Below are 24,864 nucleotides of genomic sequence, written 5' to 3' on the forward strand. Positions count from 1 at the left end.
CGATGGCGGTCGCCGGCGGCGGTGACCGCCGACGGCGGTCACTCGGAGACGATGCGCCAGCGGGTGCTGATCTTCGGGAAGCGCTTCTTCGTCGCGCGCAGCAGCCCCAGCACGCCGCTGCGGTTCGCGCCGATGTCGTTCGTCGCGAGCACGTCGAGGATGCGCAGGATGTCGGCGGTGTGGACGAGCTCGTCGTTGACGAGGCGCGTGACGCCGCGGTTCCGGTCCGTGTCCCACAGCCGGTCGCCCGCGTGGTCGCACACGAACGACAGCAGCGCGCGGCAGCGCAGCTCGGGGATGAGATCGGCCGCGTGGGACGGCGTGTCGTCGCCCTTCGCGAACTCGCCCTCGGCGGTTCCGTGGGTGAGCACGATGAGGAGCTCGGCGGGCTCCGCGAGCGCGCCGACGAAGTCGTCGACCCCCGCGCACTCGACGAGATCCAGCCGGCCGGACGCCTGCAGCGGCCGAACCGCCTCCCGCGCCTTCGCGGCGTTCTCGTCGTGATCGAACACCACCATCCGGATGGGCGCGTGGGCTCTCGTGGGGATGCTCATGACCCCATCGTGACAGGTCCGGCGGGCGCGGCGCACCGCGCGCCCTCCGGAAGGGCGCGGCGCGGGCGCCGATCAGACGTCGAAGCCGCCGATATCCCCGCCGAAGCCGCCGAAGTCGCCGAATCCGGCGTCGCCGGCTGCCTCCGTGCCTGCGGACGTCTCGGTCGCCGAACCGGGGTCGCCGAAGCCGGGGCCGCCGAAGCCGCTGCCGTCCGCTTCGCTGCCATCCGCGCTCTCGCCACCCCCGCCATCCGCGCCGCCCGGGTCGCCGCCGTCGGCGAGCGACGGCCCGATGAAGGAGCTGACGAGCGCCGAGCCGACGACGTAGCCGGCCACGGTGCCGAGCAGCGACCCGCCGATCGCGGTGCCGAGCCCGGGGCCTTGGCGGCCGCCGAGCGTGCGCTCCATCGTGCCCGGCTGCTGGTACTCCGCGCGCGTGGCGGCACGCGCCATCGCAGCGGGCTCGGCGGAGGCCGGGCGCTCCTGCGGCGGCAGCGAGCCGGAGAGCTCCGCGAGGACGCGCTGCCGCTGCTCGTCTGACAGCTTCGCGAACGCCTCGGCGTGGACCTGCTCGATCGTCTCGGGAGGAGCCGTCCGCAGCAGGTACCGATACCGCTCGACGGCACGATCATCCTCGGTCCGGTCGTCCCCTGTGCGGGAAGGACGCGAGGCCGGCTGCCCGTGCCCGTCGATCGTCCCGAACGCGGTGGTCTGCGGCGGATGGGCGTGGTCGCGCGTGTACGCGCGGTCCGTCTCGGCAGATCTGCCGTCGCCGCGGACGGCCTGCTTGATGCGGTCGAGGAATCCCATGCGTGACCTCCTGTGGGGGCGGATGCGACGACAGTAGCGCGGCTCGCTCGGCCGTGCGCGGTCGTCCGCGATGGGTTCGCTGTGGATCGCGCGGGAGCTCCCTTGTCGCCCGCGAGACCCGGCGGTACCGTGAGCGCGTCACCACGACCATCCGCTCGGGAAGGGGCTGCCATGCCGCACGGCGACATCACGCACATCGACATCCCGGTCAGCGATCACGATCGCGCGGCCGCCTTCTACCACGATCTGTTCGGCTGGCAGATCTCCGCGCCGCCGGGCTTCGAGGACTATCCCATGTGGCAGGCGCCGAATCGGATCTCCGGCGGCGGGCTGGCCCCGCGCTCGGCGGACTTCACGCAGCCGCGGTCGTATGTCGAGGTCGACTCGATCGACGACGTGCTGGCGAAGGCGCAGGCCGCCGGCGCCACCGTCGTGATGGAGAAGAGCCCGATCACCGAGACCAGCTGGTGGGCGGTGTTCCGCGACCCCGACGGCAACCACATCGGCCTGTTCGAGGGCCTCGTCGGCATGTGACGCGCAGCCCGCTCACGCGTCGCGCGCGCCGCTCGGGCGGCACGTCGCTCGGAGACTGCGCCCCCGCTCCGACACGGCAGGCCCGCGCAGCCCGCTCGCGCGCCCGCTCCGAGACCGTGTGCCCCACGCGCAGGCTCGGAGCGATCAGGCCGCACCCGAGCGAGGACGCTGTCTCGGGGCGCGCCGGGCCACGGGCACGACGAAGGGGCCGGCTCCCGGAGGAGCCGACCCCTTGGTCGTGCGATGTCAGCGGGTCAGACCCGCCGGATCAGCGTGAGCTCAGCGGCCCGACAGCTTCTCGCGCAGTGCGGCGAGAGCCTCGTCGTCGGCGAGCGTGCCGGCACCGGCCGACTCGCTGGAGAAGGTCGGCGCACCGAACTCCTCGCCGGCCTCCGCCTCGGCCTCGAGGGCCTTGGCGACCTGGGCCTTGTGCGACTCCCAGCGAGCCTGGGCGGCAGCGTACTCCTGCTCCCACTTCTCGCGAGCCTCGTCGAAGCCCTCGAGCCACTGACCGCTCTCGGGGTCGAAGCCCTCGGGGTACTTGTACTCGCCGTTCTCGTCGTACTCGGTCGCCATGCCGTACAGCGCCGGGTCGAACTCGGTGCCGTTGGGGTCGACGAGGTCGTTGGCCTGCTTGAGCGACAGCGAGATGCGACGACGGTCGAGGTCGATGTCGATGACGCGGACGAAGACCTCTTCGCCGACGGAGACGACCTGCTCGGCGAGCTCGACGTGCTTGTTCGAGAGCTCCGAGATGTGGACGAGGCCCTCGATGCCGTCGGCGACGCGGACGAACGCACCGAACGGAACGAGCTTGGTGACCTTGCCCGGCGTGATCTGGCCGATCGCGTGGGTGCGGGCGAAGACCTGCCACGGGTCTTCCTGCGTCGCCTTGAGCGACAGCGAGACGCGCTCGCGGTCCAGGTCGACCTCGAGGATCTCGACGGTGACCTCCTGGCCCACCTCGACGACCTCGGAGGCGTGCTCGATGTGCTTCCAGGACAGCTCGGAGACGTGCACGAGGCCGTCCACGCCGCCCAGGTCGACGAACGCGCCGAAGTTGACGATCGAGGACACGACGCCCTTGCGGACCTGGCCCTTGTGCAGGTTGTTGAGGAACTGCGTGCGGGTGGCCGACTGCGTCTCCTCGAGGAGGGCGCGACGCGACAGCACCACGTTGTTGCGGTTCTTGTCGAGCTCGAGGATCTTCGCCTCGATCTCCTGACCGAGGTACGGCGTCAGGTCGCGGACCCGGCGCAGCTCGATCAGCGACGCGGGAAGGAAGCCGCGGAGCCCGATGTCGACGATGAGACCGCCCTTGACGACCTCGATGACCGTGCCGGTGACGACGCCGTCGTTCTCCTTGATCTTCTCCACGTCGCCCCACGCACGCTCGTACTGCGCGCGCTTCTTCGACAGGATGAGACGGCCTTCCTTGTCCTCCTTCTGGAGAACGAGGGCCTCGACGTGGTCGCCGACGGTGACGACCTCGTTGGGGTCGACGTCGTGCTTGATGGAAAGCTCGCGCGAGGGGATGACGCCCTCGGTCTTGTAGCCGACATCGAGGAGGACCTCGTCGCGGTCGATCTTGACGATCGTGCCGTCGATGATGTCGCCGTCGTTGAAGAACTTGAGCGTCTTCTCGACCGCGGCCAGGAAGTCCTCAGCAGAGCCGATGTCGTTGATCGCGACCTGCTTGGTGGCCGGGGCGGTCGTTGCGTTAGTCATGTAGTGGGTTGTCCTTGTTGGGGATGTTCGGGCCTCGCACTCGGGAGCCGCGCGTCCACAGGCGGACACGGGCGCCACGGGATGAGCCGAGGCAGTGGATCGGATTGTCTTGCGTCTACGCTACGGCAGTCCTGGCGGCACGCCAAGAGCACGCACGCGCGCGACAGCCAAGGCTACCAGATGCGGCTGCGGCGACGCCGGGCAGGCCCGCACTTCCCGCGCGCATCGCACTACGATGACTCCACCATGCGCATCCTCCGCCTCCCCCTCCTCGCCTGGATCCTCATCGCCATCGTGCTAGGTCTGCTCTCCGGCCCGGTCATGCCGGTGTGGCTCGGCAACGCCTTCCTCACCTACAACTCGCTGTTCTCCGGGCTGCTGGGCTTCTCGGTGCCGCTCATCATCGTGGGGCTCGTCACGCCGGCGATCGCCGAGCTCGGTCGCGGCGCCGGTCGGTGGCTGGGCATCACCGCGGGCATCGCGTACGCCTCGACGATCCTCGCGGGGCTTCTGGCATACCTGGTGAGCCGCTGGATCTTCACGCCGGTGATGAGCGGGGCCGGCCTCGCGTCGCTCGAGGAGGGCGGCTCGGGACTCGCGCCCTACTTCTCCCTCACCGCCTCGCCGACGGGCTCCCCGACCGAGATCGTGCTGCCGCCCGCCCTCGATGTGATGACGGCGCTCGTCCTCGCCTTCGTGGTGGGCATCGGCCTCACGCGGATCCGCCGCTCGGTGCTGCTGCAGGCGGCGGTGGAGTTCCGCGGCGTCATCGAGATGCTCATCCGCTCGGTCATCGTGCCCGCCCTGCCGCTGTACATCTTCGGCATCTTCATGGACCTGTCGAAGAGCGGCGAGGCATACGACGTCATCGGGCGCTTCCTCATCGTCGTGATCGTGTCGTTCGCCCTGACCCTCGTCGTCCTCCTGATCCAGTACACCGTCGCCGGCGCCATCGCCCGCGTCAACCCGCTCCGCGCCCTGTGGAACATGCGCGACGCGTACGTCACCGCGCTCGGCACGTCGTCGTCGGCGGCCACGATCCCGGTCACCCTCGAGTCGGTCAAGCGCAACCGCGTCACGCACGCCGTCGCCGGCTTCGTCGTGCCGCTGTGCGCGACGATCCACCTCTCCGGGTCGATGGTGAAGATCACCTGCTTCTCCATGGCCATCCTGCTCGTGACGGATGGCCCGGTCTCGTTCGCCTCGTACGCTCCGTTCATCCTCATGCTGGGGATCATGATGATCGCGGCGCCCGGCGTCCCCGGCGGCGCCATCGCCGCCGCGGCCGGCCTGCTCACGAGCATGCTGGGCTTCGGCGAGGTCGAGGTCGGCCTCATGTTCGCGCTCTACATCGCGCTCGACAGCTTCGGCACCGCGACGAACGTGACGGGGGACGGCGCGATCGCGCTCGTGATCAACCGGCTCACGCGCGGCCGGATCGGCGAGGACGTCGAGGAGACCGAGGACCGCGAGCACGTCGCCCCCTGACACGTCGGCCCCTGACACGTCGGCACGCCGCGATCGGGCGATGTCCGACCCCTCCCGCACAATGCAGGTATGGACATCGCCCTGCTCGTCATCGTCGTCGTCATCGCCGCGGCCCTCGCCGGAGCCCTCGGGTTCCTCCTCGGTCGACAGCGAGGCGCGTCGGCCGACCTGTCGGATCGCGCCGAGCTCGGCGCCGCGCGGGCGCAGATCGCGACCCTCCAGGGCGACGTCGAGGCCGCGCGCGCGGAGACCGCGTCGCGGGTCGCCGACGAGCGGCGGGCCGGCGAAGCGCGCCTGCTCGACGAGCGGCGTCAGCACGAGCAGCGCGTGCGCGAGCTGCGAGCCGACGCGGAGGCGGACGTCCTCGCCGAGCGCGCGCGAGCGGCCGAGCGGCTGGAGGAGCTCCGCACCGACCAGAAGCGCCTGGCGGACGAGTTCGACGCCCTCAGCCGACGGGCGCTGGAGGCGAACACGCGCGCCTTCCTCGAGCAGGCGGAGGAGCGCCTGAAGCGCAGCCAGAGCGAGGGCGCGGCGGAGCTCCAGAAGCGGCAGGACGCCGTCCAGCAGCTCATCGAGCCGATCCGCGAGACGCTCGACACCGTGAAGACCGAGGTCTCGACCGCGGAGCGGGCGCGACTGGAGGCCAATGCCGCCCTCGCCGAGCAGGTCGCGCAGATGCGCCGGTCGTCGGAGGCGCTCGGCAGCGAGACGCGCAACCTCGTGAACGCCCTCCGCGCCCCGCAGGTGCGGGGCCGCTGGGGCGAGCTGCAGCTGCGTCGCGTGGTGGAGACGGCCGGCATGCTGAACCACGTCGACTTCGTCGAGCAGGCCCACCACTCGACCGACGACGGCGCGCTCCGCCCCGACATGGTCGTGCACCTCGCGGGCGACAAGCATGTCGTCGTCGACTCGAAGGTCGCCTTCAGCGGGTATCTCGAGGCGATGGAGGCGAGCGACGACACGGTGCGCGCGCAGCGCCTGCAGGCGCACGCACGCCATCTGAAGAAGCACATCGACGACCTCGGCACGAAGGAGTACTGGGACGTCGTCGACGGCTCCCCCGACTTCGTCGTCATGTTCGTCCCGGCCGAGCCGTTCCTCGCCGCCGCGCTCGATCAGGACGCGACGCTCTACGAGTACGCGTTCGAGCGCAACGTCGTGATCGCCACGCCGTCGACCCTCGTCGCCCTGCTGCGGACGGTCGGTCACGCCTGGCGACAGGATCAGCTCGCGCAGGAGGCGCATCAGATCTTCGCCGTGGGCAAGGAGCTCCACAAGCGCCTCGGCACCCTCGGAACGCACCTCGCGACCCTCGGCAAGCGGCTGAACGCGACCGTCGAGGCGTACAACAGGTTCGCAGGCTCCCTCGACCGCAACGTCGTCACCCAGGCGCGCCGGTTCAGCGCCCTGCAGGGGCTCGACGAGGTGCTCACCGACACCGCACCGGTCGAGGCCCTGGCGATCGCGCCGCAGAAGCCCGACCTGTATGCGGAGGACGAGGGCGCGACGCCGTCGTTCTCCTCCGCCCTCGAGCAGCTGCGTGAGGAGCGCCTCTGAGCTACCCCGTCCCCGCGCGCTTGTCCAGCCCTCTCGCGATCCGACCGGCCGGCGGGTCCGCGATCTATCGTGGGCACGAGGTGATGTCATGAACGCCGAACGAGCCTTCCACGACGCGCTGGCGGTCGTCCGAGACGAGGTGCGCGCTCTGCGTGACGATGCCCGCTCGGCTGCGGACGCCGCCGCCGAGCGGATCGAGCGCGTGCACCCGCACCACCGTGAGGGCGCGCGGAACCTCCTCCACTACCTCGCGCTCCGCGAGCACGATCTGCGGCCGCTGCAGGAGCGCCTGAGCACCCTGGGGCTGTCGTCGCTCGGCCGCATGGAAGGCGACGTCCTGCGCAATCTCGATGCGGTGCTGCGCGTGACGGAGGCGGCACTCGGAACCGAGGACGATCGGCAGGAGATCGACCCCGACGACCGCGGCGACCTCCGCGACAACGCCGCCGCGCTCCTCGGGGGCGACGCAGACGATCGGCGCACGCGCATCATGGTGACGCTCCCCAGCTCGGGCGCGGATGACGCGTCCCTCGCGGCGGGCTTCGTCGACGCCGGCATGGACCTCGCGCGCATCAACTGCGCCCACGACGATCCGTCGGCGTGGCGCCGCATGGCCGAGAACGTCCGCGCGGCAAGCGACCGCGTCCGCGTGGCGATGGACCTCGCGGGGCCGAAGCTCCGCACCGGCCCGGTGGGCGACGGACCGCACGTCGTGAAGGTCAAGCCCGCCCGCGATGCCGCCGGCGGGGTCGTGGAGCCGGCGCGATTCGCGCTGGCGGCGGAGCTCGACCTGGGTGCATCCGTGCCCCGCATCCCGGTGGCCGATCGGGCATGGCTCGCCCGCCGCTCCCCCGGCGACCTCGTTCGGTTCCACGACGCACGGGGTCGCTCGCGCCGTATGTCCGTCGCGCGAGCGGATGGCGAGGGCGTCGTCCTCGAGGGAGACCGCACGTCGTACCTGGAGCAGGGCGCCACGCTGCGCTGCGAGGACGACGAGGCGCGCATCGGCGAGCTGCCGGCGGTCGCCGGCGCACTGCGCGTCGAGCGCGGGGACACGCTGACCCTCACGGCCTCGCTCCAGCCCGCTTCCTCCGAGGGCGGCTCGCACCGCATCGGCTGCACCCTTCCCGAGGCCTTCACGGCCATCGAGGTCGGTCACCGGGTCGCGTTCGACGACGGCAAGATCGAGGGCGTCGTGCGGAGCGCGGGTGACGGCGAGGCGTCGATCGAGATCACGCGTGCGCGAGCGGGCGGCGCCAAGCTCAAGGCCGAGAAGGGCATCAACCTGCCCGACACCGACCTCCCGATCGCCGCTCTGACCGAGGAGGATGTCGCAGCGCTCGATACCGTCGTCGACATCGCCGACATCGTGGAGCTCTCCTTCGCCCGCTCGGCCGACGACATCCGCCGTCTGTACGACGAGCTCGATGCGCGCGGCGCGGATCAGCTCGGCGTGGTCGTCAAGCTCGAGACCACGCAGGGGTTCCGCGCACTGCCCGAGATCATCCTCGAGCTCATGCGGCGCCCGCGCGTGGGCGTCATGATCGCGCGCGGCGACCTCGCCGTCGAGGCCGGCTTCGCGCGCCTCGCCGAGGTGCAGGAGGAGCTGCTGTGGATCTGCGAGTCCGCGCGGATCCCGGTGATCTGGGCGACCCAGGTCCTCGACGATCTCGCCAAGAGCGGCGTCCCCACCCGCGCGGAGATCACCGACGCCGCCACGGCCGGCCGCGCAGAGTGCGTGATGCTGAACAAGGGTCCGCGCATCGAGGACGCCATCCGCGCGCTCGACGACATCCTCGGGCGGATGGCCGACCACATCGACAAGAAGAGCCCGCAGCTGCGCCGGCTGCGCTCCTGGTCGCCGCCCGCCTGACCGGCCCTGCGGCACGCTCCGCGCGGGTCATCACGGGCGGAGGCCGTCGCCCCCGGCGCGGAGCCCGGACTTCGCGTCCGCGGCCAGCTCCTGGCCGAGCACGGAGTTCCGTCGGGAGTAGCCGAAGTAGATCGCGAAGCCGATGACCAGCCAGATCGCGAATCGCAGCCAGGTCTCCGTGCTGAGGTTGAGCATCAGCCAGAGGCACGCCGCCGCGGAGATCCACGGCAGCCACGGCGACAGCGGCACGCGGAAGGGCCGAGCGAGATCCGGGCGGCTCCGCCGCAGGATGGGCACGCCGACGCTCACGAGGACGAAGGCCGAGAGCGTGCCGATGTTGATCATGTCGCCGAGCACCTGCACGTCGGTGAAACCCGCGATGACGGCGATCAGGACGCCGACGATGAGCTGGATCCGCACCGGCGTGCCGCGCCGCGCGTCCGTGACGCTGAGGGCGCGCGGCAGCAGGCCGTCGCGGCTCATCGCGAACACCACGCGGGCGAGCCCCAGCAGCAGCACCATGACGACGGTGGTGAGCCCGATGAGGCTGCCCACGGCGATGACGCGTGCGGCCCACGTCGCTCCGACCAGCTCGAACGCGCTCGCGAGGGAGGGTGTGTCGAGTGCGGCGAGGTCGAGGTAAGAGACCATGCCGGTCACGACGACGGCGACGAGAACGTAGAGGACGGTCACGATGGCGAGCCCGAGGATGACGCCGCGAGGCACCGTGCGCTCGGGCCTCTCGGCCTCCTCCGCGCTCGTGGCCACCACGTCGAACCCGATGAACGCGAAGAAGACGAGTGCCGCTCCGCTGAGGATGCCGAACACGCCGTACATCGACGGGTCCGCTCCGGTCGCCCAGGAGAAGAGCGACTGGGTCCACGCGCTCCCGACCTCGGGCCCCTCCTGCGCCGGCGGAACGAAGGGCGTGAAGTTCGCGGGGTCGACGAACATGAATCCGACGACGATGACGAACAGGACGATCGCGACCTTGATCACGGTGAACACCGCGTTGACGCGGCTCGAGAGGCGCGTGCCGAGAGCGAGCAGCGTGGTGAAGACGGCGACGATCACCACCGGTCCCCAGTCGAACGAGAGCGGACCGAGCGGGATGGACGTCGCCACATCCAGGTCGAACAGCGCGATCGCCTCGCCGAGGTAGACGCCCCAGTACTTAGCGATGACCGCGGCGGCCATGAGCATCTCGAGGATCAGGTCCCATCCGATGATCCAGGCGAGGACCTCACCGAGTGTGGAGTACGTGAAGGTGTACGCGGACCCCGCCACCGGGATGGAGGAGGCGAACTCGGCGTAGCAGAGGATGGCGAGACCGCACACGATCGCGGCCATGAAGAAGGACACGATGACCGCGGGTCCGGCATGGAACGCCGACGCCTCCGCTCCCACCGAGAAGATGCCGGCGCCGACGGCGACCGCCACGCCCATGACCGCGAGGTCCCAGGTCCGCAGCGAGCGCTTCAGCGATCGGTGCTCCTCGTGCGTCTCCGCGACAGACCGCTCGACGCTCTTCACTCTGCGCGGATTGCTCATGGCTCGTCATGCTACGACCGGAATCGCTGCGTCGCAGGGGAAGGCGAACGGCCGCCGCTCCTCGTGGGAGCGGCGGCCGTGCCGTCGGCGTCAGCGGATCAGCGAGCGGCCGAGCCCTCGACGTAGTCCGAGTCCTGCGACTTCCAGGCGAACAGAGCGCGGAGCTCCTTGCCTGTGACCTCGATCGGGTGCTGCTGCTCCTTCTCGCGCAGGCCGAGGAACTCGGGGGCTCCCGCGTCCTGGTCGTCGATGAAGCGCTTGGCGAACGCGCCCGACTGGATGTCGGCGAGGACGGCCTTCATGTTCTCCTTGACCTGTGCGTCGACGACGCGGGGGCCGGAGACGTAGTCGCCGAACTCGGCGGTGTCGGAGATCGACCAGCGCTGCTTGGCGATGCCGCCCTCCCACATGAGGTCGACGATGAGCTTCAGCTCGTGCAGCACCTCGAAGTAGGCGATCTGCGGCTGGTAGCCGGCCTCGGTCAGCACCTCGAAGCCCGCCTGCACCAGGTGGCTCATGCCACCGCAGAGCACGGCCTGCTCGCCGAAGAGATCGGTCTCGGTCTCCTCGGTGAAGGTGGTCTTGATGACGCCGGCGCGGGTGCCGCCGATGGCCTTCGCGTACGAGAGGGCGACGTCCCACGCCTGACCCGACGCGTCGTGCTCGACGGCGATGATGTCGGGGATGCCGCGGCCGGCCGCGAACTCACGGCGCACGGTGTGACCGGGGGCCTTCGGCGCCACGAGGATGACGTCGACGTCCTGCGGTGCGTCGATGTAGCCGAAGCGGATGTTGAAGCCGTGCGCGAACGCGAGCGTCTTGCCGGCCGACAGGTTCGGCGCGATCGACTCGGAGTAGATCGAGCGCTGGTGCTGGTCGGGCGCGAGGATCATGATGAGGTCGGCCCACGCGGTGGCGTCGGCGACGTTCTTGACCTCGAAGCCCTCGTCCTGCGCCTTCTGGGTCGACTTCGACCCCTCCTTCAGCGCGATGACGACCTCGACACCCGAGTCGCGGAGGTTCTGCGCGTGGGCGTGGCCCTGCGAGCCGTAGCCCACGATCGCGACCTTCTTGTTCTGGATGATCGACAGGTCGGCGTCTGCGTCGTAGAGGATCTCGGTCACTTGTTTCTCTCCTTAGATGGGGTTCTGCTCCGGCAGCGGATGGCCGCGGCCGGGGGTTCGGGGACTCAGCCGCGCAGCGCGCGCTCGCTGATCGACTTGCCGCCGCGGCCCAGGGCGAGCAGGCCCGACTGGGCGAGCTCCTTGATGCCGAACGGCTCGATCGCCTTGAGGAACGCGTCGACCTTGCCCTGATCGCCGGTGATCTCGACCACCAGCGCGTCGGGCGCGTAATCCACGACGCTCGCGCGGAACAGGTTCACGACCTCGATCACGTTCGAGCGCGACGCGTTGTCGGCGCGCACCTTCACGAGCATGTGCTCGCGCTGCACGGACGCCGCAGGGTCGAGCTCCACGATCTTCACGACGTTGATGAGCTTGTTGAGCTGCTTGGTGACCTGCTCGAGAGGCAGCTCGTCGACGTCGACGACGACCGTGATCCGCGACAGGCCGGGGATCTCGGTCACGCCGACCGCGAGGGAGTGGATGTTGAAGCCGCGTCGCGCGAAGAGGCCCGCGACGCGGGTCAGCAGACCCGGACGGTCCTCGACGAGCAGGCTCAGCACGTGAGACGACATGTCAGTCCTCCTCGGAGAAGGCGGGCGAGTGGTCGCGCGCGTACTGGATGTAGCTGTTGCTGACGCCCTGCGGGACCATCGGCCACACCATGGCGTCGGCGCTCACGACGAAGTCGATGACGACGGGGCGGTCGTTCGTCTCCAGCGCGAGACGGATGGCGTCGTCCACCTCGTCCTCCCGCTCCACGCGGATCGCGAGGCAGCCGTACGCCTCGGCGAGCTTCACGAAGTCGGGGATGCGGACGGTGTCGTGCCCCGTCTGCAGGTCGGTGTTCGAGTAGCGACCGTCGTAGAACAGCGTCTGCCACTGGCGCACCATGCCGAGCGACGAGTTGTTGATGATGGCGACCTTGATCGGGATGTTGTTGAGCGCGCACGTGGCGAGCTCCTGGTTCGTCATCTGGAAGCAGCCGTCGCCGTCGATCGCCCACACCACCCGGTCGGGCTCGGCGACCTTGGCGCCCATCGCGGCGGGCACCGAGTAGCCCATGGTGCCGGCGCCGCCGGAGTTCAGCCAGGAGTTCGGACGCTCGTACTTGATGAACTGCGCCGACCACATCTGGTGCTGGCCCACGCCCGAGGCGTACACGGCCTCCGGTCCGGTCAGCTCGCCGATGCGCTGGATGATCGCCTGCGGGGCGAGGTGTCCGTCGGTCGTCGGCGCGAATCCCAGCGGGTACTGGTCCTGCAGGCCGCGGAGGTAGGCCCACCACTCGTCGTAGTCGGGCGTGTCCGGCGTCGCCACCGAGCGGAACGCGGTGTCGAGGTCGACGAGGACCTCCTTGAGGTCGCCCACGATCGGCACGTCGGCCGTGCGGATCTTCGAGATCTCCGCGGGGTCGATGTCCACGTGCACGACCTTGGCGTGCGGCGCGAACAGCGCGGCCTTCCCGGTCACGCGGTCGTCGAAGCGCGCGCCGAGGGAGACGATGAGGTCGCTCTCCTGCAGCGCGAGCACGGCCGGAACCGCACCGTGCATGCCGGGCATGCCGAGGTGCTGCGGGTGGGAGTCGGGGAATGCGCCACGCGCCATGAGCGTGGTGACCACGGGAGCGCCGGTCGCCTCGGCGAACGTCTTCAGCTCGGCCGCCGCGTTGCCGCGGATGACGCCGCCGCCCACGTACAGCACGGGCTTGCGTGCTTCGGCCATCAGCGCGACGGCCGCCTGGATCTGCTTGCCGTGCGCCTTGGTGACCGGGCGGTAGCCGGGCAGGTCGTAGCGGGGCGGCCACACGAACGGCGCCTCGGCCTGCTGCGCGTCCTTGGTGATGTCGACGAGCACGGGGCCCGGACGGCCGGTGGACGCGATCTCGTAGGCTGCGGCGATCGCACCGGGGATCTCCGAGGCGTCCTTCACGAGGAACGAGTGCTTGGTGATCGGCATCGTGATGCCCACGATGTCGGCCTCCTGGAAGGCGTCCGTGCCCATCAGCGTCGAGAACACCTGGCCGGTGATCGCGAGGACCGGCATCGAGTCCATGTAGGCGTCGGCGATCGCGGTGACGAGGTTCGTGGCACCGGGGCCGCTCGTCGCGATCGCGACGCCGACCTTGCCGCTGGCCGCGGCGTAGCCCTCGGCCGCGTGGCCGGCGCCCTGCTCGTGACGGACGAGGATGTGGCGCAGCTTCGTGGCCGACATCAGCGGGTCGTACACGGGCAGGATGGCCCCGCCCGGCAGTCCGAAGACATCCGTGACACCCAGCAGCTCGAGGGTGCGGACGACCGCCTCAGCGCCCGTGAGCACGGGCGCTTGCGCGGTGGTGCGAGCGGGTGGCCGGGGAACGGCCGATGCGGTTTCGGCAGGCATGATGATGCTTCCTCGCTTGGGGGTGGGGATGATCCGTGGACGCCGCGATGCGCGGGCCGGCTCAGCCGGTCGTCGCGCCTTCCGCGGCGGAGCGCACGAGCTTGGAGTACTTGGCCAGAACGCCTCGGGTGTAGCGCGGGGGCAGGGGCTCCCAGCCGGCACGGCGGGAGCTCAGCTCTGCTTCATCGACGAGTAGGTCGAGAGTGCGAGCCGCGATATCGACCCTGATCAGATCACCATCGCGCACGAAGGCGATAGGACCTGCGTCCACTGCCTCTGGTGCGATATGGCCGATGCACAGCCCGGTTGTGCCGCCTGAGAATCGACCGTCCGTCAAGAGTAGTACATCCTTGCCGAGCCCAGCGCCCTTGATGGCCGCCGTGATCGCCAGCATCTCGCGCATGCCGGGGCCGCCCTTGGGCCCTTCGTAGCGGATGACCACCACGTCGCCCGCGCTGATCTCGCCGTTCGCGAGTGCGTCCATCGCGCCGCGCTCGCGCTCGAAGACCCGCGCGGGCCCCTCGAACACCGACGCGTCGAAGCCGGCGGTCTTCACGACGGCCCCCTCCGGCGCGAACGAGCCGTGCAGGATGGTCAGCCCGCCCGTGGCGTGGATCGGGTCGTCGAAGCGGTGCACGACCTCGCCGTCGAGGGGGTCCGGATCGAGGTCGCGCAGGTTCTCCGCGACCGTCTTGCCCGTGACCGTGAGCGCGTCGCCGTGGAGCAGGCCCTCGTCGAGCATGGCCTTCATGATGACGGGGATGCCGCCGTGACGGTCGACGTCGTTCATGACGTACTTGCCGAACGGCTTCATGTCGGCCACGTGCGGCACGCGGTCGCCGATGCGGTTGAAGTCGTGGAGGTTCAGCTCCACCTGCGCCTCGCGCGCGATGGCGAGCAGGTGCAGCACGACGTTGGTCGAGCCGCCGAGCGCCATGGCCAGGGCGATCGCGTTCTCGAACGACTCCTTCGTCAGGATGTCCTTGGTCGTGATCCCCTGCTTGAGCAGGTTGACGACGGCCTCGCCCGAGCGGTGCGCGAAGTAGTCGCGACGGCGGTCGGCCGACGGCGGCGCGGCGGAGCCCGGAAGGCTCAGCCCGAGGGCCTCGGCCACCGACGCCATGGTGTTGGCCGTGTACATGCCGCCGCACGCGCCCTCGCCCGGCGCGAACGCGCACTCGATGCGCTTGAGGTCCTCCTCCGACATGAGCCCGGCGCGGCAGGCGCCCACGGCCTCGAAGGAGTCGATGATCGTGATGTCCTTCTCGGAGCCGTCGGAGAGCTTGACCCAGCCCGGCGCGATCGATCCGGCGTAGAGGAAGACGCTGGAGAGCCCCAGGCGCGCGCTCGCCATGAGCATGCCGGGGATGGACTTGTCGCATCCCGCCAGCAGCACGGTGCCGTCGAGGCGCTCGGCCATGATGACGGTCTCGACGCTGTCGGCGATGACCTCGCGGCTGACGAGCGAGAAGTGCATGCCCTCGTGGCCCATGGAGATGCCGTCGGAGACCGAGATGGTGCCGAACTGCAGCGGGTACCCGCCGCCGGAATGCACGCCCTCCTTCGCGCCCTGCGCCAGACGATCCAGCGACAGGTTGCAGGGGGTGATCTCGTTCCAGCTCGACGCGATGCCGATCTGCGGCTTGTCCCAGTCCGCGTCACCCATTCCGACCGCGCGGAGCATCCCGCGCGACGTGGTGGCCTCGATGCCGTCGGTCACGACGCGACTGCGCGGTTTGATGTCGATCTCGCTCACGCAGGCAGTCTATTCCCCGCCGTCGGCGCCCCTCGACGCGCTGAGCACCTGGATCGGCGCCGCCGCGGCGGGGCTGTCAGGATGCGCGGCGACGCGCGATCTCGGTGAGCAGTGCGGCGAGGGCGGGAGCGTCGGGAACACGCACGGTCGCGGCGGTCTCACCCTCCCCCACGCGCACGCCGAGATCGCCCGCGCCGAGCGAGCGCAGCGCATCCTCATCGGTGACGTCGTCGCCCGCGAACAGCACGGCGGTGGCGCCGGTCGCCTCACGAAGCTCGGCGACCGCCGAGTCCTTGCCCTCGTGCCGCCACGCGAACTCGACGATGTCGCGTCCGGTGCGCCGCCGCCATCCCGGAGCGCGCGCGGCGACGAGAGCGTCGACGCCCTCCTGGGCGCGCGCGGTGCTCTCGTCGTCGGCGAGGCGCGTGTGCAGGGCGAAGCCGAACGCCTTGCGCTCGATCCAGGCGCCGGCGAGGTCGGCCACGATCGCCTCCGCAGCGTCGACGATCGACGCGGCATCGCCATCCGCCGCGCTCTCGTCGCCGCGCCGTGCCGGGGCCGACGAAGGCCGCCAGTGCTCGGCCCCGTGCGACCCGGCGAGCCAGATCGGCGACGCGTCGTCGTGCTCGGCGATCACCCGCAGGTCGGCGAGCGAGCGGCCCGAGACGAATGCGACGACCGTGTCGGGCAGCGCGGCGAGCTCGGCCACCGCGCGGCGCGCCTCCGGCAACGCGCGGGCCGTCAACGGCTCGTCGACGAGCGGCGCGAGCGTGCCGTCGAAGTCGAGCGCGACGAGCAGCCGCGGGGTCGTGGCGACGGCGGTGAGGGCCGCGTCGGCGACGGGGTCGTGCTGTCCCTGCATGCTCATCGCCGCCGCGAGTCCCGGAACGTCTCGAGGTCGGCGAGGAAGCGACGCCCCCAGCGCTCGACGTCGTTCTCCAGCACGCGGCGCCGCATGCTGCGCATCCGGCGCGACTGCTCCGCAGCCGGCATCTCGATCGCGCGCATGATGGTGTCCTTCATGCCGCCGATGTCGTGCGGATTGATGAGGAGGGCGCTGGTGAGCTCGTCGGCTGCACCGGTGAACTCGCTGAGCACGAGCACGCCGCGATTGTCGGCGTGCACGGCGACGTACTCCTTGGCGACGAGGTTCATGCCGTCCCGCAGGGCGGTGACGAGCATGACGTCGGCCGCGAGGTAGAGCGCGACCATCTCCTCCCGCGGGAATCCCTGGTGGAGGTAGCGGATGGCGGTGTGATGGATGGTGTCGTAGTCGCCGTTGATGCGCCCGACCGTGAGCTCGATCTCATCGCGCAGCTCCTGGTACGCCTCGACGCCGGGCCGACTGGGGCTCGCCACCTGGACGAGCGTGACGTCACCCACCTCGACGCGGCCGTCGTCGAGCAGCTCGCCGAAGGCCTTGAGGCGATGACGGATGCCCTTGGTGTAGTCGAGCCGGTCGACGCCGAGGAGGATCTTCGACGGGTTGCCCAGCTGCTCGCGGATCTCCACGGCGCGAGCCCGGATGGCCGGATCCTGCGCGAGCTCGATGAACGACTGCGCGTCGATGGAGATCGGGTACGGCTTGGCGATCGCCGTGCGCGCCGTGCCGTCCGGCTGCGGGATGGTGATGCTCTCCCGCTTCGTGCCGTAGCGGAGGATCCGGCGCACGGAGCGCTGGAAGTTGCCGGCGTCGGCCGCGCGCTGGAAGCCGATGACGTCGGCGCCGAGGAGACCCTCGACGACCTGCCGCCGCCAGGGCAGCTGCGCGTAGAGCCCGTAGGCCGGGAACGGGATGTGATGGAAGTAGCCGATGATGACGTCGGGGCGGAGCTCGCGCAGCATCTGCGGCACGAGCTGCAGCTGGTAGTCCTGCACCCACACGAAGCCGCCTTCGTCCACGACCTCGGCGGCGGCCTCCGCGAACCGGCGGTTCACGCGCACGTAGGCGTCCCACCAGCGCCGCTTATACACGGGCGTCGCGATGACGTCGTGGTACAGCGGCCAGATCGTGCCGTTCGCGAAGCCCTCGTAGTAGTCCTCGAGCTCCTCCTCGCTGAGCTCGACGGGCACGAGGTGCGTGCCGTCGAAGTCGAAGGGGTCGACCTGGAGTCCGGGCTTCCCAGCCCATCCGACCCAGGCGCCGTCGACCTTCTGCATCACCTGCTCGAGGGCGGTGACGAGACCGCCGGGAGAGCGACGCCAGGCGGGCTGTCCGCTCTCATCCTGGATCCGATCCACCGGAAGGCGGTTGGCTACGACGACGAGGTCCGCTTTGGGCATGCCGCTCCTTCAATGTGTGCCGGGTCAGTCTAGCCACGGCGGCGGCGCACGCCCGGGGCACGACCGGTGCCCGAAAGCGCCGTCGGCGCGACACGCTCCGCGCGTTAGCAGGCGGCACCCGCGGGCACAACCCCCGGTGTCGCCGCCGTCGCCACAGCCGCGGCGGCGCTACCGTGGTGCCATGCGCAAGTACCTCATGGGAACCGGCCTCTTCGGAGCGATCACGAGCGGATACTCGCTGCTCAAGGGCGCCAACCACAAGCGGTTCACGTGGCGGGTGGGGCTCGCGTGGATCAGCTGGGCCATCACGCTCCTGCTGGCGATCGGCGAGGCGCGCGATATCCGCACCGCCTCCCACGGCGGTGCGGTGCCGGAGGACTCCCCCATCGCGGGCAAGGAGTACAAGTACGCGGGAACGCCGAAGCCGGGCAAGAAGCAGAAGCTCGACAAGAAGCAGAAGCGCGCGAAGAAGTAGAAGCGCGCGAGGAAGCCGAAGCGCGAAGAAGCAGAGCGGATGGCGTGCGCTCGAGGCGCCTGCCGTTTCGATCGGACACCCTGACGACCCACCTCAGCGACGTGAGCGGGTCTCGAGGCGTATCCCGCCGACGCCTGGTGCATGACGATTCATGACCTTCTACTGCCTGCCGCGGATCTTCGTGTGGAGTCGGGTGGTGGAGGTGGGTGCGGGCCGGTAGCGGTGGTGTCGGTCGATCCAGTTCGGGGCGGCGATGTAGGGGGTGCCGTTTCGCATCTGGATGTCCCACCCCGAGTGCTCCAGGTGATGGTGATGCCACCAGCACAGCAGGACCCCGTTGTCGGTGTGGGTGGCGCCGCCGAGGGCGTGGTCTTGGACGTGGTGGATCTCGCACCAGGCGGCGGGGATCGTGCACCCGGGGATGATGCACCCACCGTCTCGGGCGACGATCGCCTTCCGCTGGGTGGCGGTGAAGATGCGCTGCACACTGGTCAGGGACAGGATCCTCCCGGTGGGGCTGAACGCGGCCCGGAGGATGTCGCCGCTGCACCCGATCCGCCGAGCGACCGATGCCGGCACCGCCCGGGAGGTGCCGTCGAGGTGCGCGATCCCGGACCGGCGTCGCCGCGAGGGTGACCAGGGTGGCGGCGCAGCCGGCGAAGGCGAGGTCGGTGGCGGCCCGGAGCTCGGAGGATGGTCGTTCCCCGACCCTGGAGAGTCGTCCCACTCTGGAGAGTCGTCCCACCCTGGAGACCCGTCCCACCCTGGAGACCCGTCCCATCCTGATAAGCCGTCGCATGCGGACTCGTCGGTCGGGTCGGTGTCGGGGTGGGTGGTGGCGAGGTCGGTGTCGGTGACGTGGATCATCACGGTCGGGGCGGCGCCGCCGAGGGTCGGGGTCTCTGCGGCGCGGGAGGCCGCCTGCAGCATCGCCATGAGCGCGTCGTGGCGCTTCTGCGTCGCGGTGCGGGGGTCGTGGACGATCTCCGCCGCCTGCCACGGTTTCGTGCCCTGATCCTCCGGATCCACCCCGTCCAGGAACCCGCCCCCGAGGTCCGCGCCCGTGGACCCGCTCGCTCCTTCTTCGTCTTCCGAGGCACCGTCAGCGTCTGCGTCCGCGCACTCTGTCGAAGCGGCCCCCTCAGCTGACGCGCCGTCTGCGCCGGCAGAGTCGTCCGGGCCGTCTGCGCCGTCGGGGCCGGTGAAGGTGACGCCGCGGGCGGGATTGGTGTGCGCGGCGAGGAGGATCTGGAGGAGGGCTCCGGCTTCGGGAACGAGGACCCCGTTCACCCGGAAGTTCCCATTCGGGAGCTCCGTGACCGTCAGACCCCGTGCCCGGAACGCCTTGTCGTGCTCATGGTCCGGATCGAACCCGTCCGCCGTGAGCACATCCACCCACGCATCCGCGTGCGCCTTCACCACACTCCACGGCGGCGGCACCACCCCACCCGCGTCAACACCACCGCCCGCCGCATCGGCGTCGGCAGTATCGGTCTTCGGGTCGAGGAGCCCGGCGAGACCATCCGGGACGGTGGCGTCGTCGAGGTCGGAGCGGATCGTGCCGGTGGCGATGCCGACCAGGTGCGCCTCCATCGCATCGACCTTGTGCCGCTCCTCGGCCGGCAGCGCCTTCGACGCCGCATCGAACGCCTTCACCAGCAGCGCCGCCGGCTCCACCCCGATCCGCCCACCCGCGAGAGCCGCCGCGAGCACCGGACGCTCCGCCGGCAACGGAAGTCCCGTCGCGGACTCCCTCTCCCGAGTCCCCTCATCCAACCGCGCCCGCGACGACAGCGTCGCCCCCGGCACGCCCGTCACCCGCTCCAGCACCTCCCGGCCCGTGCGGCACCCCAGCCCCTCCGACAGCGGATGCTCCAACCCCCGCCGCGAGCGGCGCGTGACCTCCCCTGCCGCCCGTACACGGAGCGCGTCGACGATCCTGCCGAGCTGCTCCACCCGCCCCGTCACCGCCACCAGGTCCACATCCGGCAGATCCTCCACCCCGCAGAAGAGACCACCCAGCAGCGCGACCGCCGCGTCCACCGGGACGGTGGAAGCAGTCCGCGTGACCGGGCTGGCGTCTTTGACCATGCCTCCACGATAGAATCGACCACCGACATTCCTCGGATCCACGTTCGAATATCGATCAGGTGTGGAAAACCCGCCCGAGACACACCGCTGCAGGCAAACTGTGCAGACGACGAGGACTGTGAGATGGCGCGCGCGCACGCGAGGCGCATCAAATTCAGCATCAAACTAAACTCTTCCTGCCGTGCGACATCGATGCCTCGAACCACATACCCACGTTATATAACCGCGGTATGATGGAGGGATGGATCACGCCCGAGACCTCGAGAGCATCATCGTCGCGGCGCACGCGCTCACCCGCGTCGCCGCGCTCGAGACCCGCAACGAGGCGCCGGCCGCGCAGTGGCGCACCCTCGCCATCCTGCGCGACAGCGGCCCGCTGCGGATCGGCGAGCTCGCGCAGCTCAGCCGCATCACCCAGCCCGGGGCGACGCGTCTGATCGGCACCATGGCGCAGGCCGGGCTCGTCGAGCGCATCGGCGACCCCGACGACTCGCGCGCCGTGCGCGTGGCCGCCACCGAGCGGGGGCGCGAGGCCTACGCGGCCTGGCGCGTGCAGCTCGTCGACGCACTCCTCCCCCGTTTCGCGGATCTCGATGCGAACGAGTGGGAGGCCATCCGCACGACGGCCGCGCTGCTCACCCGGCGCACGGCGCCTGATCTCACGACACCGAAGACCAGCAGAGAGGAGAGCTCGGCACGATGAGCTCCGGAGAACAAAAGAAGGCGTCGCTGTGGCAGCAGCCGATGCAGGTATGGGCGGTGGCGTTCGCGAGCGTCGTCGCGTTCATGGGCATCGGCCTCGTGGACCCGATCCTCCCGGCCATCGCCGACCAGCTCCACGCGACGCCCGCGGAGAGCGAGCTGCTGTTCACGAGCTACCTCGTCATCACGGGGCTGATGATGCTCTTCACGAGCTTCATCTCCAGCCGGATCGGCGCCAAGCGGACGCTCCTCATCGGGCTGTCCTTCATCCTGGTGTTCGCGTTCCTCTGCGCGATCAGCGGATCGGTCGACATGGTCATCGGCTTCCGCGCGGGCTGGGGCCTCGGCAACGCCCTGTTCATCTCCACCGCCCTCGCGACGATCGTGGGCGCCGCGGCAGGCGGCAGCGCGAACGCCATCATGCTCTACGAGGCCGCACTCGGTCTCGGTCTCGCCGTCGGCCCGCTCGTGGGCGGCCTGCTCGGCGAGATGACCTGGCGGGCGCCGTTCTTCGGCGTCGCCGTGCTCATGGCCGTGGCCATCATCGCGATCTCCGTGCTGCTGAAGACGCCGGCAGACGCCGAGCGTCCCGCACCCGTGCGCCTCACCGCCGCCTTCCGCGCCCTCGGCAACCCGGCACTCGGGCTGCTGGCGGTCGCGGCCGTGTTCTACAACATCTCGTTCTTCGTCTTGCTGGCCTACTCGCCCTTCCCGCTCGAGTTCTCCGCGCTCGGCATCGGCTTCACCTTCTTCGGCTGGGGCCTCGGTCTCGCGATCACATCGATCTGGGGCGCCCCGCTCCTCCTGCGCTTCGTCAAGCGCACCACGGCGATCGCGATCGTCCTGCCGCTCATCGCGATCGACCTCGTCGTCGCAGGCCTCCTCGTGCACAGCAAGCCGACGCTCGTGACCTGCATCGTCGTGGGCGGCCTGCTCTACGGATTCATGAACACGATCCTCACCGAGACGGTCATGGACGCCACGGATGTGCCGCGCTCGATCGCCTCGTCGTCGTACTCCGGCGTGCGCTTCCTCGGCGGCGCGGCGGCCCCGCCGATCGCCGCGATCCTCGCCGAGAGCTGGGGCGACACCGCGCCCTACGTCTTCGGAGCGGTCGCCGCGCTCATCGCCGCCGTGATCGTCTTCTCCGGGCGCCGACTGCTCGCCCGCGCCGACGGCGCGCACGAGTCAGCGGTGACCGAAGCCGAAGCCGTCCTCCTCGGCGACGCGGACTGATGGCGCCGCGGGGGCGGGGGCCGTACACTGCGAACATGCCCGTTCAACCGGTATCGCGATGAGCGGCTTCGCCCCTCTTCACGCCCCCTCCCCCGCGCGCCTCAGCGAGCTCGTCTTCGAGCGGATGGCCGCGGCGATCATCGCGGGCGAGCTCGCGCCGGGAACGCAGATCAAGGACGAGGAGATCGCCTCGCGTCTGGGAGTCTCGCGCATGCCCGTGCGCGAGGCTCTCCTGCATCTCGAGCGCATCGGGCTGATCGAGATGGTGGCGAGCCGCTACACCCGCGTCACCGAGGTCAACCGCGAGCTGATGCGCGACGCGTTCGAGTACGCCGGCAATCAGGCCGGATGGGCCGGGCGGCTCGCCACGGAGCGGATGTCCGATGCCGAGCTGGCCGAGACGCTCGCCCTCCTCGACGCCCTGCTCGCCGAGGAGATCGACCCGGCCGAGCAGCGCCGGCGCCTCGACGCCTTCTACCTGCACCTGATCGCGCAGTCCCGCAGCCGGCACCTGCAGCTGGCCACGCGCGACATCAACCTCGCGCTCGCGCGGGCCATGCACGCCGCCGACGAGGTCACCGAGTCGCGGGTCGCGGAGATCCGCGAGGCCTATCGTCGCCTGCGGCCGGCGGTCGAGAAGCGGGACGCCGACGCGGTGGAGCGGATCATCCGCGAGATCCACGCGATCTACGCCTCGCTCTGAGCCTCCAGCGGGTGCCTCGCGCCGAACGCCGCGAGCAGCGCCGACGCCTTGACCACGGTCTCGTCGAGCTCGTCCTCCGGGTCGCTGTCGATCGTGATCGCACCCCCGGTTCCGATGCGCGCGACGCCGTCGGCGACGACCGCGGTGCGGATGACCACCGACAGGTCGACCGCGCCGCAGCGTGAGAACGCCCCGATGACGCCCGAGTAGACCCCGCGGGGCTCCGCCTCCCGCGCGTCGAGCAGCTCCACCGTGCGCTGCTTGGGCGCTCCCGTCATTGAGCCGGGCGGGAACAGCGCGCCCGCGGCGTGCACCGCCGCCGCCGGGCGCGGACGCAGTCGACCCCGCACCGACGTCACGAGCTGATGGACCGTCGCATAGCTCTCCACCGCCATGAGCTGCGGCACCGTGACCGTGCCAGGAGCGCACACACGCCCGAGGTCGTTCCGCAGCAGGTCGACGATCATGAGGTTCTCGCTGCGGGTCTTCGGGTCCGCGGCGAGCGCGGCAGCCGCCGCGGCGTCGGCCGCGGCGTCGGGGCTCCGCCGAGCGGTGCCCTTGATGGGCTTCGTCTCCGCCCATCCGGCGCTCGTGACGCGCAGGTAGCGCTCCGGCGAGCACGACAGGATGGCCCGGCCCGGCAGCCGCAGATACGCCGCGTAGGGCGCGGGGTTGGCGCGACGCAGGCGCCGGTACGTCGTGAAGGGCGCCTCGGTCGCGGGCGCGTCGAGGGCGTACGTGTAGCAGGCCTCGTACGAGTCCCCGGCGAGCAGCCACGAGCGGATGGCCGCGAGGTCGCGTCGATAGCGATCCGGGGTGACGGAGGCGCGGGCCGGGCCGGCATCGAGGACCGAGGGCAGCTCGCCCAGCGGGCGAACTGTCCCGATCCGATCCGCCGTCGCCGCCAGCCACGCGCGGGCGTCGTCCTCCTCGTCAGCCGGCCCGACCCCGACGACGTGCACGACCCCGTCGACGTGATCGAGCGCGACGAACCGGCTGAGGTGCACGAGCTGCGCGTCGGGCGCCACCCCCGCCGAGCGCGCGCCGATCGTCTTCACGCCATAGCCGACCGCGCCGACGTATCCGCCCGCGAACGGCAGCCCATCGGGCGCGTCGACGGGGTTGGCGTCGAGACGTTCGCCCAGCACCGTCCACAGATCCCCGCTGTCTCCGGCATCGACGCCGTCGATGCGCAGGCGGCCCTCGGCGGCCCAGAATTCGAGGACGTGATCATGCGCGGTGGCGGGCGCTCCCATGATCGACCACCGGCCCATCCCGTACGCCTGCTGCGCGCTGTCCAGCCAGACGGCGCTGCCGCCGTCCTCCCCGTAGAGGTGGGCGAAGAGCGCGTCGGGCGCGACCTCGAGGGGCAGCGCGACGCTCCACGCCTGCCAGGCACCCGGGCCCCTCACGACGTCGTCCGCTCGAGGAAGTTCTCCACGATCCGGCCGCCCTCGCCCGTCCCGATGGACTCCGGATGGAACTGCACGCCGAACCAGCCGCGCTCCGCGCACTCCCCCGCCATGATGAGGCCGTCGCTCGACCGCGCGGTGATGCGCAGCGCGTCGGGCGCGGGCTCGGCCACCGCGAGCGAGTGATAGCGCACCGCCTCGAAGCGCTCGGGGACGCCGTCGAAGAGCGGCGACGTCGCGTGCTCGACGACGTCGACCATCCCGTGGGCGGGGCGCGGCGCGCGCGTCACGCTGCCGCCGAGGGCGACCGCCATGAGCTGGAACCCGAAGCACACGCCGAGCACGGGCACGTCGGCGCGCGCGAGCACCTCGAACCCGCGGCCCGCATCGACCGCGCGGTGCGGCGTCCCGGGGCCGGGTCCGAGCACGACGTGCGAGCACGAGGCGAGCACGCCGAGGTCCAGCTCGTCGCTCTGCGCGAGGAGCGGCTCGACCCCCGTCGCGACCCAGATCTGCTGCAGCAGGTTGCCCGTGTAGGAGTCGTGGTTGTCGACGAGGAGCACTCGCCGACCGCTCGCGTGTCCCTTCGTCATCGAGACCATTGT

At 70.7% G+C, this 24,864-nt stretch carries 21 protein-coding genes; 8 read left to right on the forward strand and 13 right to left on the reverse strand.

Annotation, left to right across the window (positions count from 1 at the left end; all coding sequences use genetic code 11):
• Positions 1 to 38: 38 nt before the first annotated feature.
• Both D7D94_RS05230 and D7D94_RS05235 read right to left on the reverse strand, forming a co-directional pair.
• On the reverse strand, positions 39 to 554 hold the full coding sequence (locus D7D94_RS05230) for a hypothetical protein (RefSeq protein WP_156241623.1): 516 nt from the start codon (positions 552 to 554) through the stop codon (positions 39 to 41).
• Positions 555 to 626: 72 nt separating this feature from the next.
• Positions 627 to 1,364, reverse strand: a complete 738-nt coding sequence (locus tag D7D94_RS05235; protein WP_156241624.1) for a hypothetical protein — start codon at positions 1,362 to 1,364, stop codon at positions 627 to 629.
• 171 nt (positions 1,365 to 1,535) lie between these two features.
• On the opposite strand from D7D94_RS05235, the gene D7D94_RS05240 reads away from it, so the two are divergent.
• Entirely contained in the window at positions 1,536 to 1,898 is a 363-nt protein-coding gene (locus D7D94_RS05240; RefSeq protein ID WP_156241625.1) for a VOC family protein, read from the forward strand.
• Positions 1,899 to 2,177: 279 nt separating this feature from the next.
• Here the strand turns inward: D7D94_RS05240 and rpsA are convergent, their stop codons facing one another.
• Positions 2,178 to 3,626 (reverse strand): 30S ribosomal protein S1, encoded by a 1,449-nt coding sequence (gene rpsA / locus D7D94_RS05245; protein WP_156241626.1) that lies wholly within the window; start codon positions 3,624 to 3,626, stop codon positions 2,178 to 2,180.
• Between the two features lie 246 nt (positions 3,627 to 3,872).
• Here rpsA and D7D94_RS05250 point away from each other — a divergent pair, with 246 nt between their 5' ends.
• The 3 genes from D7D94_RS05250 (at position 3,873) to D7D94_RS05260 (ending at position 8,544) form a co-directional block, all read left to right on the forward strand.
• Entirely contained in the window at positions 3,873 to 5,114 is a 1,242-nt protein-coding gene (locus D7D94_RS05250; protein WP_156241627.1) for a dicarboxylate/amino acid:cation symporter, read from the forward strand.
• 69 nt (positions 5,115 to 5,183) lie between these two features.
• A complete protein-coding gene (locus D7D94_RS05255) occupies positions 5,184 to 6,671 on the forward strand; it encodes a DNA recombination protein RmuC (protein ID WP_156241628.1) in 1,488 nt (495 codons plus the stop codon).
• Between the two features lie 88 nt (positions 6,672 to 6,759).
• Entirely contained in the window at positions 6,760 to 8,544 is a 1,785-nt protein-coding gene (locus tag D7D94_RS05260; protein WP_156241629.1) for a pyruvate kinase, read from the forward strand.
• A 30-nt stretch (positions 8,545 to 8,574) separates the two neighbouring features.
• Here the strand turns inward: D7D94_RS05260 and D7D94_RS05265 are convergent, their stop codons facing one another.
• From D7D94_RS05265 to D7D94_RS05295, 7 genes are all read right to left on the reverse strand, one after another.
• The gene (locus D7D94_RS05265) at positions 8,575 to 10,095 is read right to left on the reverse strand and encodes an amino acid permease (protein ID WP_156241630.1); all 1,521 of its coding nucleotides are present in this window, start codon (positions 10,093 to 10,095) and stop codon (positions 8,575 to 8,577) included.
• A 98-nt stretch (positions 10,096 to 10,193) separates the two neighbouring features.
• Complete coding sequence (gene ilvC, locus D7D94_RS05270; RefSeq protein ID WP_156241631.1) at positions 10,194 to 11,219, reverse strand: ketol-acid reductoisomerase; 1,026 nt, start codon at positions 11,217 to 11,219, stop codon at positions 10,194 to 10,196.
• A 65-nt stretch (positions 11,220 to 11,284) separates the two neighbouring features.
• On the reverse strand, positions 11,285 to 11,794 hold the full coding sequence (gene ilvN, locus D7D94_RS05275) for an acetolactate synthase small subunit (protein WP_156241632.1): 510 nt from the start codon (positions 11,792 to 11,794) through the stop codon (positions 11,285 to 11,287).
• A gap of 1 nt (position 11,795) precedes the next feature.
• The gene (locus tag D7D94_RS05280; RefSeq protein ID WP_156241633.1) at positions 11,796 to 13,601 is read right to left on the reverse strand and encodes an acetolactate synthase large subunit; all 1,806 of its coding nucleotides are present in this window, start codon (positions 13,599 to 13,601) and stop codon (positions 11,796 to 11,798) included.
• Between the two features lie 61 nt (positions 13,602 to 13,662).
• Positions 13,663 to 15,357 carry a dihydroxy-acid dehydratase gene (ilvD, locus tag D7D94_RS05285; RefSeq protein ID WP_156241634.1) on the reverse strand — a complete coding sequence of 565 codons (1,695 nt, stop codon included), beginning with the start codon at positions 15,355 to 15,357 and terminating at the stop codon, positions 13,663 to 13,665.
• Positions 15,358 to 15,433: 76 nt separating this feature from the next.
• Positions 15,434 to 16,225 (reverse strand): trehalose-phosphatase, encoded by a 792-nt coding sequence (otsB, locus tag D7D94_RS05290; RefSeq protein ID WP_343032147.1) that lies wholly within the window; start codon positions 16,223 to 16,225, stop codon positions 15,434 to 15,436.
• Positions 16,222 to 17,640, reverse strand: coding sequence for an alpha,alpha-trehalose-phosphate synthase (UDP-forming) (locus D7D94_RS05295; RefSeq protein ID WP_156241635.1), 1,419 nt, complete (start codon positions 17,638 to 17,640; stop codon positions 16,222 to 16,224). Before D7D94_RS05295 ends, otsB begins: the two co-directional genes overlap by 4 nt.
• A 181-nt stretch (positions 17,641 to 17,821) precedes the next feature.
• Here D7D94_RS05295 and D7D94_RS05300 point away from each other — a divergent pair, with 181 nt between their 5' ends.
• Positions 17,822 to 18,115, forward strand: coding sequence for a hypothetical protein (locus tag D7D94_RS05300; RefSeq protein ID WP_246171881.1), 294 nt, complete (start codon positions 17,822 to 17,824; stop codon positions 18,113 to 18,115).
• Positions 18,116 to 18,274: 159 nt separating this feature from the next.
• Here D7D94_RS05300 and D7D94_RS05305 read toward each other — a convergent pair whose 3' ends face one another.
• Positions 18,275 to 20,206, reverse strand: coding sequence for an HNH endonuclease signature motif containing protein (locus tag D7D94_RS05305; RefSeq protein WP_156241636.1), 1,932 nt, complete (start codon positions 20,204 to 20,206; stop codon positions 18,275 to 18,277).
• Between the two features lie 241 nt (positions 20,207 to 20,447).
• On the opposite strand from D7D94_RS05305, the gene D7D94_RS05310 reads away from it, so the two are divergent.
• The 3 genes from D7D94_RS05310 to D7D94_RS05320 are packed head-to-tail and all read left to right on the forward strand — an operon-like array spanning position 20,448 to position 22,847.
• Entirely contained in the window at positions 20,448 to 20,909 is a 462-nt protein-coding gene (locus D7D94_RS05310) for a MarR family winged helix-turn-helix transcriptional regulator (RefSeq protein WP_156241637.1), read from the forward strand.
• Positions 20,906 to 22,144, forward strand: a complete 1,239-nt coding sequence (locus D7D94_RS05315) for an MFS transporter (RefSeq protein ID WP_156241638.1) — start codon at positions 20,906 to 20,908, stop codon at positions 22,142 to 22,144. Before D7D94_RS05310 ends, D7D94_RS05315 begins: the two co-directional genes overlap by 4 nt.
• A 58-nt stretch (positions 22,145 to 22,202) precedes the next feature.
• Complete coding sequence (locus D7D94_RS05320; RefSeq protein ID WP_156241639.1) at positions 22,203 to 22,847, forward strand: GntR family transcriptional regulator; 645 nt, start codon at positions 22,203 to 22,205, stop codon at positions 22,845 to 22,847.
• On the opposite strand, the gene D7D94_RS05325 is transcribed toward D7D94_RS05320, so the two are convergent.
• Together D7D94_RS05325 and D7D94_RS14345 are read right to left on the reverse strand one after the other, a co-directional pair.
• On the reverse strand, positions 22,832 to 24,259 hold the full coding sequence (locus D7D94_RS05325; RefSeq protein ID WP_216648691.1) for an anthranilate synthase component I family protein: 1,428 nt from the start codon (positions 24,257 to 24,259) through the stop codon (positions 22,832 to 22,834). The genes D7D94_RS05320 and D7D94_RS05325 overlap by 16 nt on opposite strands.
• A complete protein-coding gene (locus D7D94_RS14345) occupies positions 24,256 to 24,852 on the reverse strand; it encodes an anthranilate synthase component II (protein ID WP_216648692.1) in 597 nt (198 codons plus the stop codon). Before D7D94_RS14345 ends, D7D94_RS05325 begins: the two co-directional genes overlap by 4 nt.
• Positions 24,853 to 24,864: the final 12 nt, after the last annotated feature.

Origin of the sequence: Microbacterium oryzae, assembly GCF_009735645.1 — a bacterium.
Taxonomy (GTDB): domain Bacteria; phylum Actinomycetota; class Actinomycetes; order Actinomycetales; family Microbacteriaceae; genus Microbacterium; species Microbacterium oryzae.

What these genes read in the sequence shown, in the direction of transcription:
- D7D94_RS05265 (WP_156241630.1), bottom strand. Translation starts at nt 10,095, where the DNA reads ATGAGCAATCCGCGCAGAGTGAAGAGCGTCGAGCGGTCTGTCGCGGAG.
- D7D94_RS05300 (WP_246171881.1), top strand. Translation starts at nt 17,822, where the DNA reads ATGCGCAAGTACCTCATGGGAACCGGCCTCTTCGGAGCGATCACGAGC.
- D7D94_RS05305 (WP_156241636.1), bottom strand. Translation starts at nt 20,206, where the DNA reads ATGGTCAAAGACGCCAGCCCGGTCACGCGGACTGCTTCCACCGTCCCG.
- D7D94_RS05235 (WP_156241624.1), bottom strand. Translation starts at nt 1,364, where the DNA reads ATGGGATTCCTCGACCGCATCAAGCAGGCCGTCCGCGGCGACGGCAGA.
- otsB (WP_343032147.1), bottom strand. Translation starts at nt 16,225, where the DNA reads ATGAGCATGCAGGGACAGCACGACCCCGTCGCCGACGCGGCCCTCACC.
- D7D94_RS05315 (WP_156241638.1), top strand. Translation starts at nt 20,906, where the DNA reads ATGAGCTCCGGAGAACAAAAGAAGGCGTCGCTGTGGCAGCAGCCGATG.
- D7D94_RS05240 (WP_156241625.1), top strand. Translation starts at nt 1,536, where the DNA reads ATGCCGCACGGCGACATCACGCACATCGACATCCCGGTCAGCGATCAC.
- D7D94_RS05250 (WP_156241627.1), top strand. Translation starts at nt 3,873, where the DNA reads ATGCGCATCCTCCGCCTCCCCCTCCTCGCCTGGATCCTCATCGCCATC.
- rpsA (WP_156241626.1), bottom strand. Translation starts at nt 3,626, where the DNA reads ATGACTAACGCAACGACCGCCCCGGCCACCAAGCAGGTCGCGATCAAC.
- D7D94_RS05280 (WP_156241633.1), bottom strand. Translation starts at nt 13,601, where the DNA reads ATGCCTGCCGAAACCGCATCGGCCGTTCCCCGGCCACCCGCTCGCACC.
- ilvN (WP_156241632.1), bottom strand. Translation starts at nt 11,794, where the DNA reads ATGTCGTCTCACGTGCTGAGCCTGCTCGTCGAGGACCGTCCGGGTCTG.
- D7D94_RS05295 (WP_156241635.1), bottom strand. Translation starts at nt 17,640, where the DNA reads ATGCCCAAAGCGGACCTCGTCGTCGTAGCCAACCGCCTTCCGGTGGAT.
- D7D94_RS05255 (WP_156241628.1), top strand. Translation starts at nt 5,184, where the DNA reads ATGGACATCGCCCTGCTCGTCATCGTCGTCGTCATCGCCGCGGCCCTC.
- D7D94_RS14345 (WP_216648692.1), bottom strand. Translation starts at nt 24,852, where the DNA reads ATGACGAAGGGACACGCGAGCGGTCGGCGAGTGCTCCTCGTCGACAAC.
- D7D94_RS05310 (WP_156241637.1), top strand. Translation starts at nt 20,448, where the DNA reads ATGGATCACGCCCGAGACCTCGAGAGCATCATCGTCGCGGCGCACGCG.
- D7D94_RS05320 (WP_156241639.1), top strand. Translation starts at nt 22,203, where the DNA reads ATGAGCGGCTTCGCCCCTCTTCACGCCCCCTCCCCCGCGCGCCTCAGC.
- D7D94_RS05260 (WP_156241629.1), top strand. Translation starts at nt 6,760, where the DNA reads ATGAACGCCGAACGAGCCTTCCACGACGCGCTGGCGGTCGTCCGAGAC.
- D7D94_RS05230 (WP_156241623.1), bottom strand. Translation starts at nt 554, where the DNA reads ATGAGCATCCCCACGAGAGCCCACGCGCCCATCCGGATGGTGGTGTTC.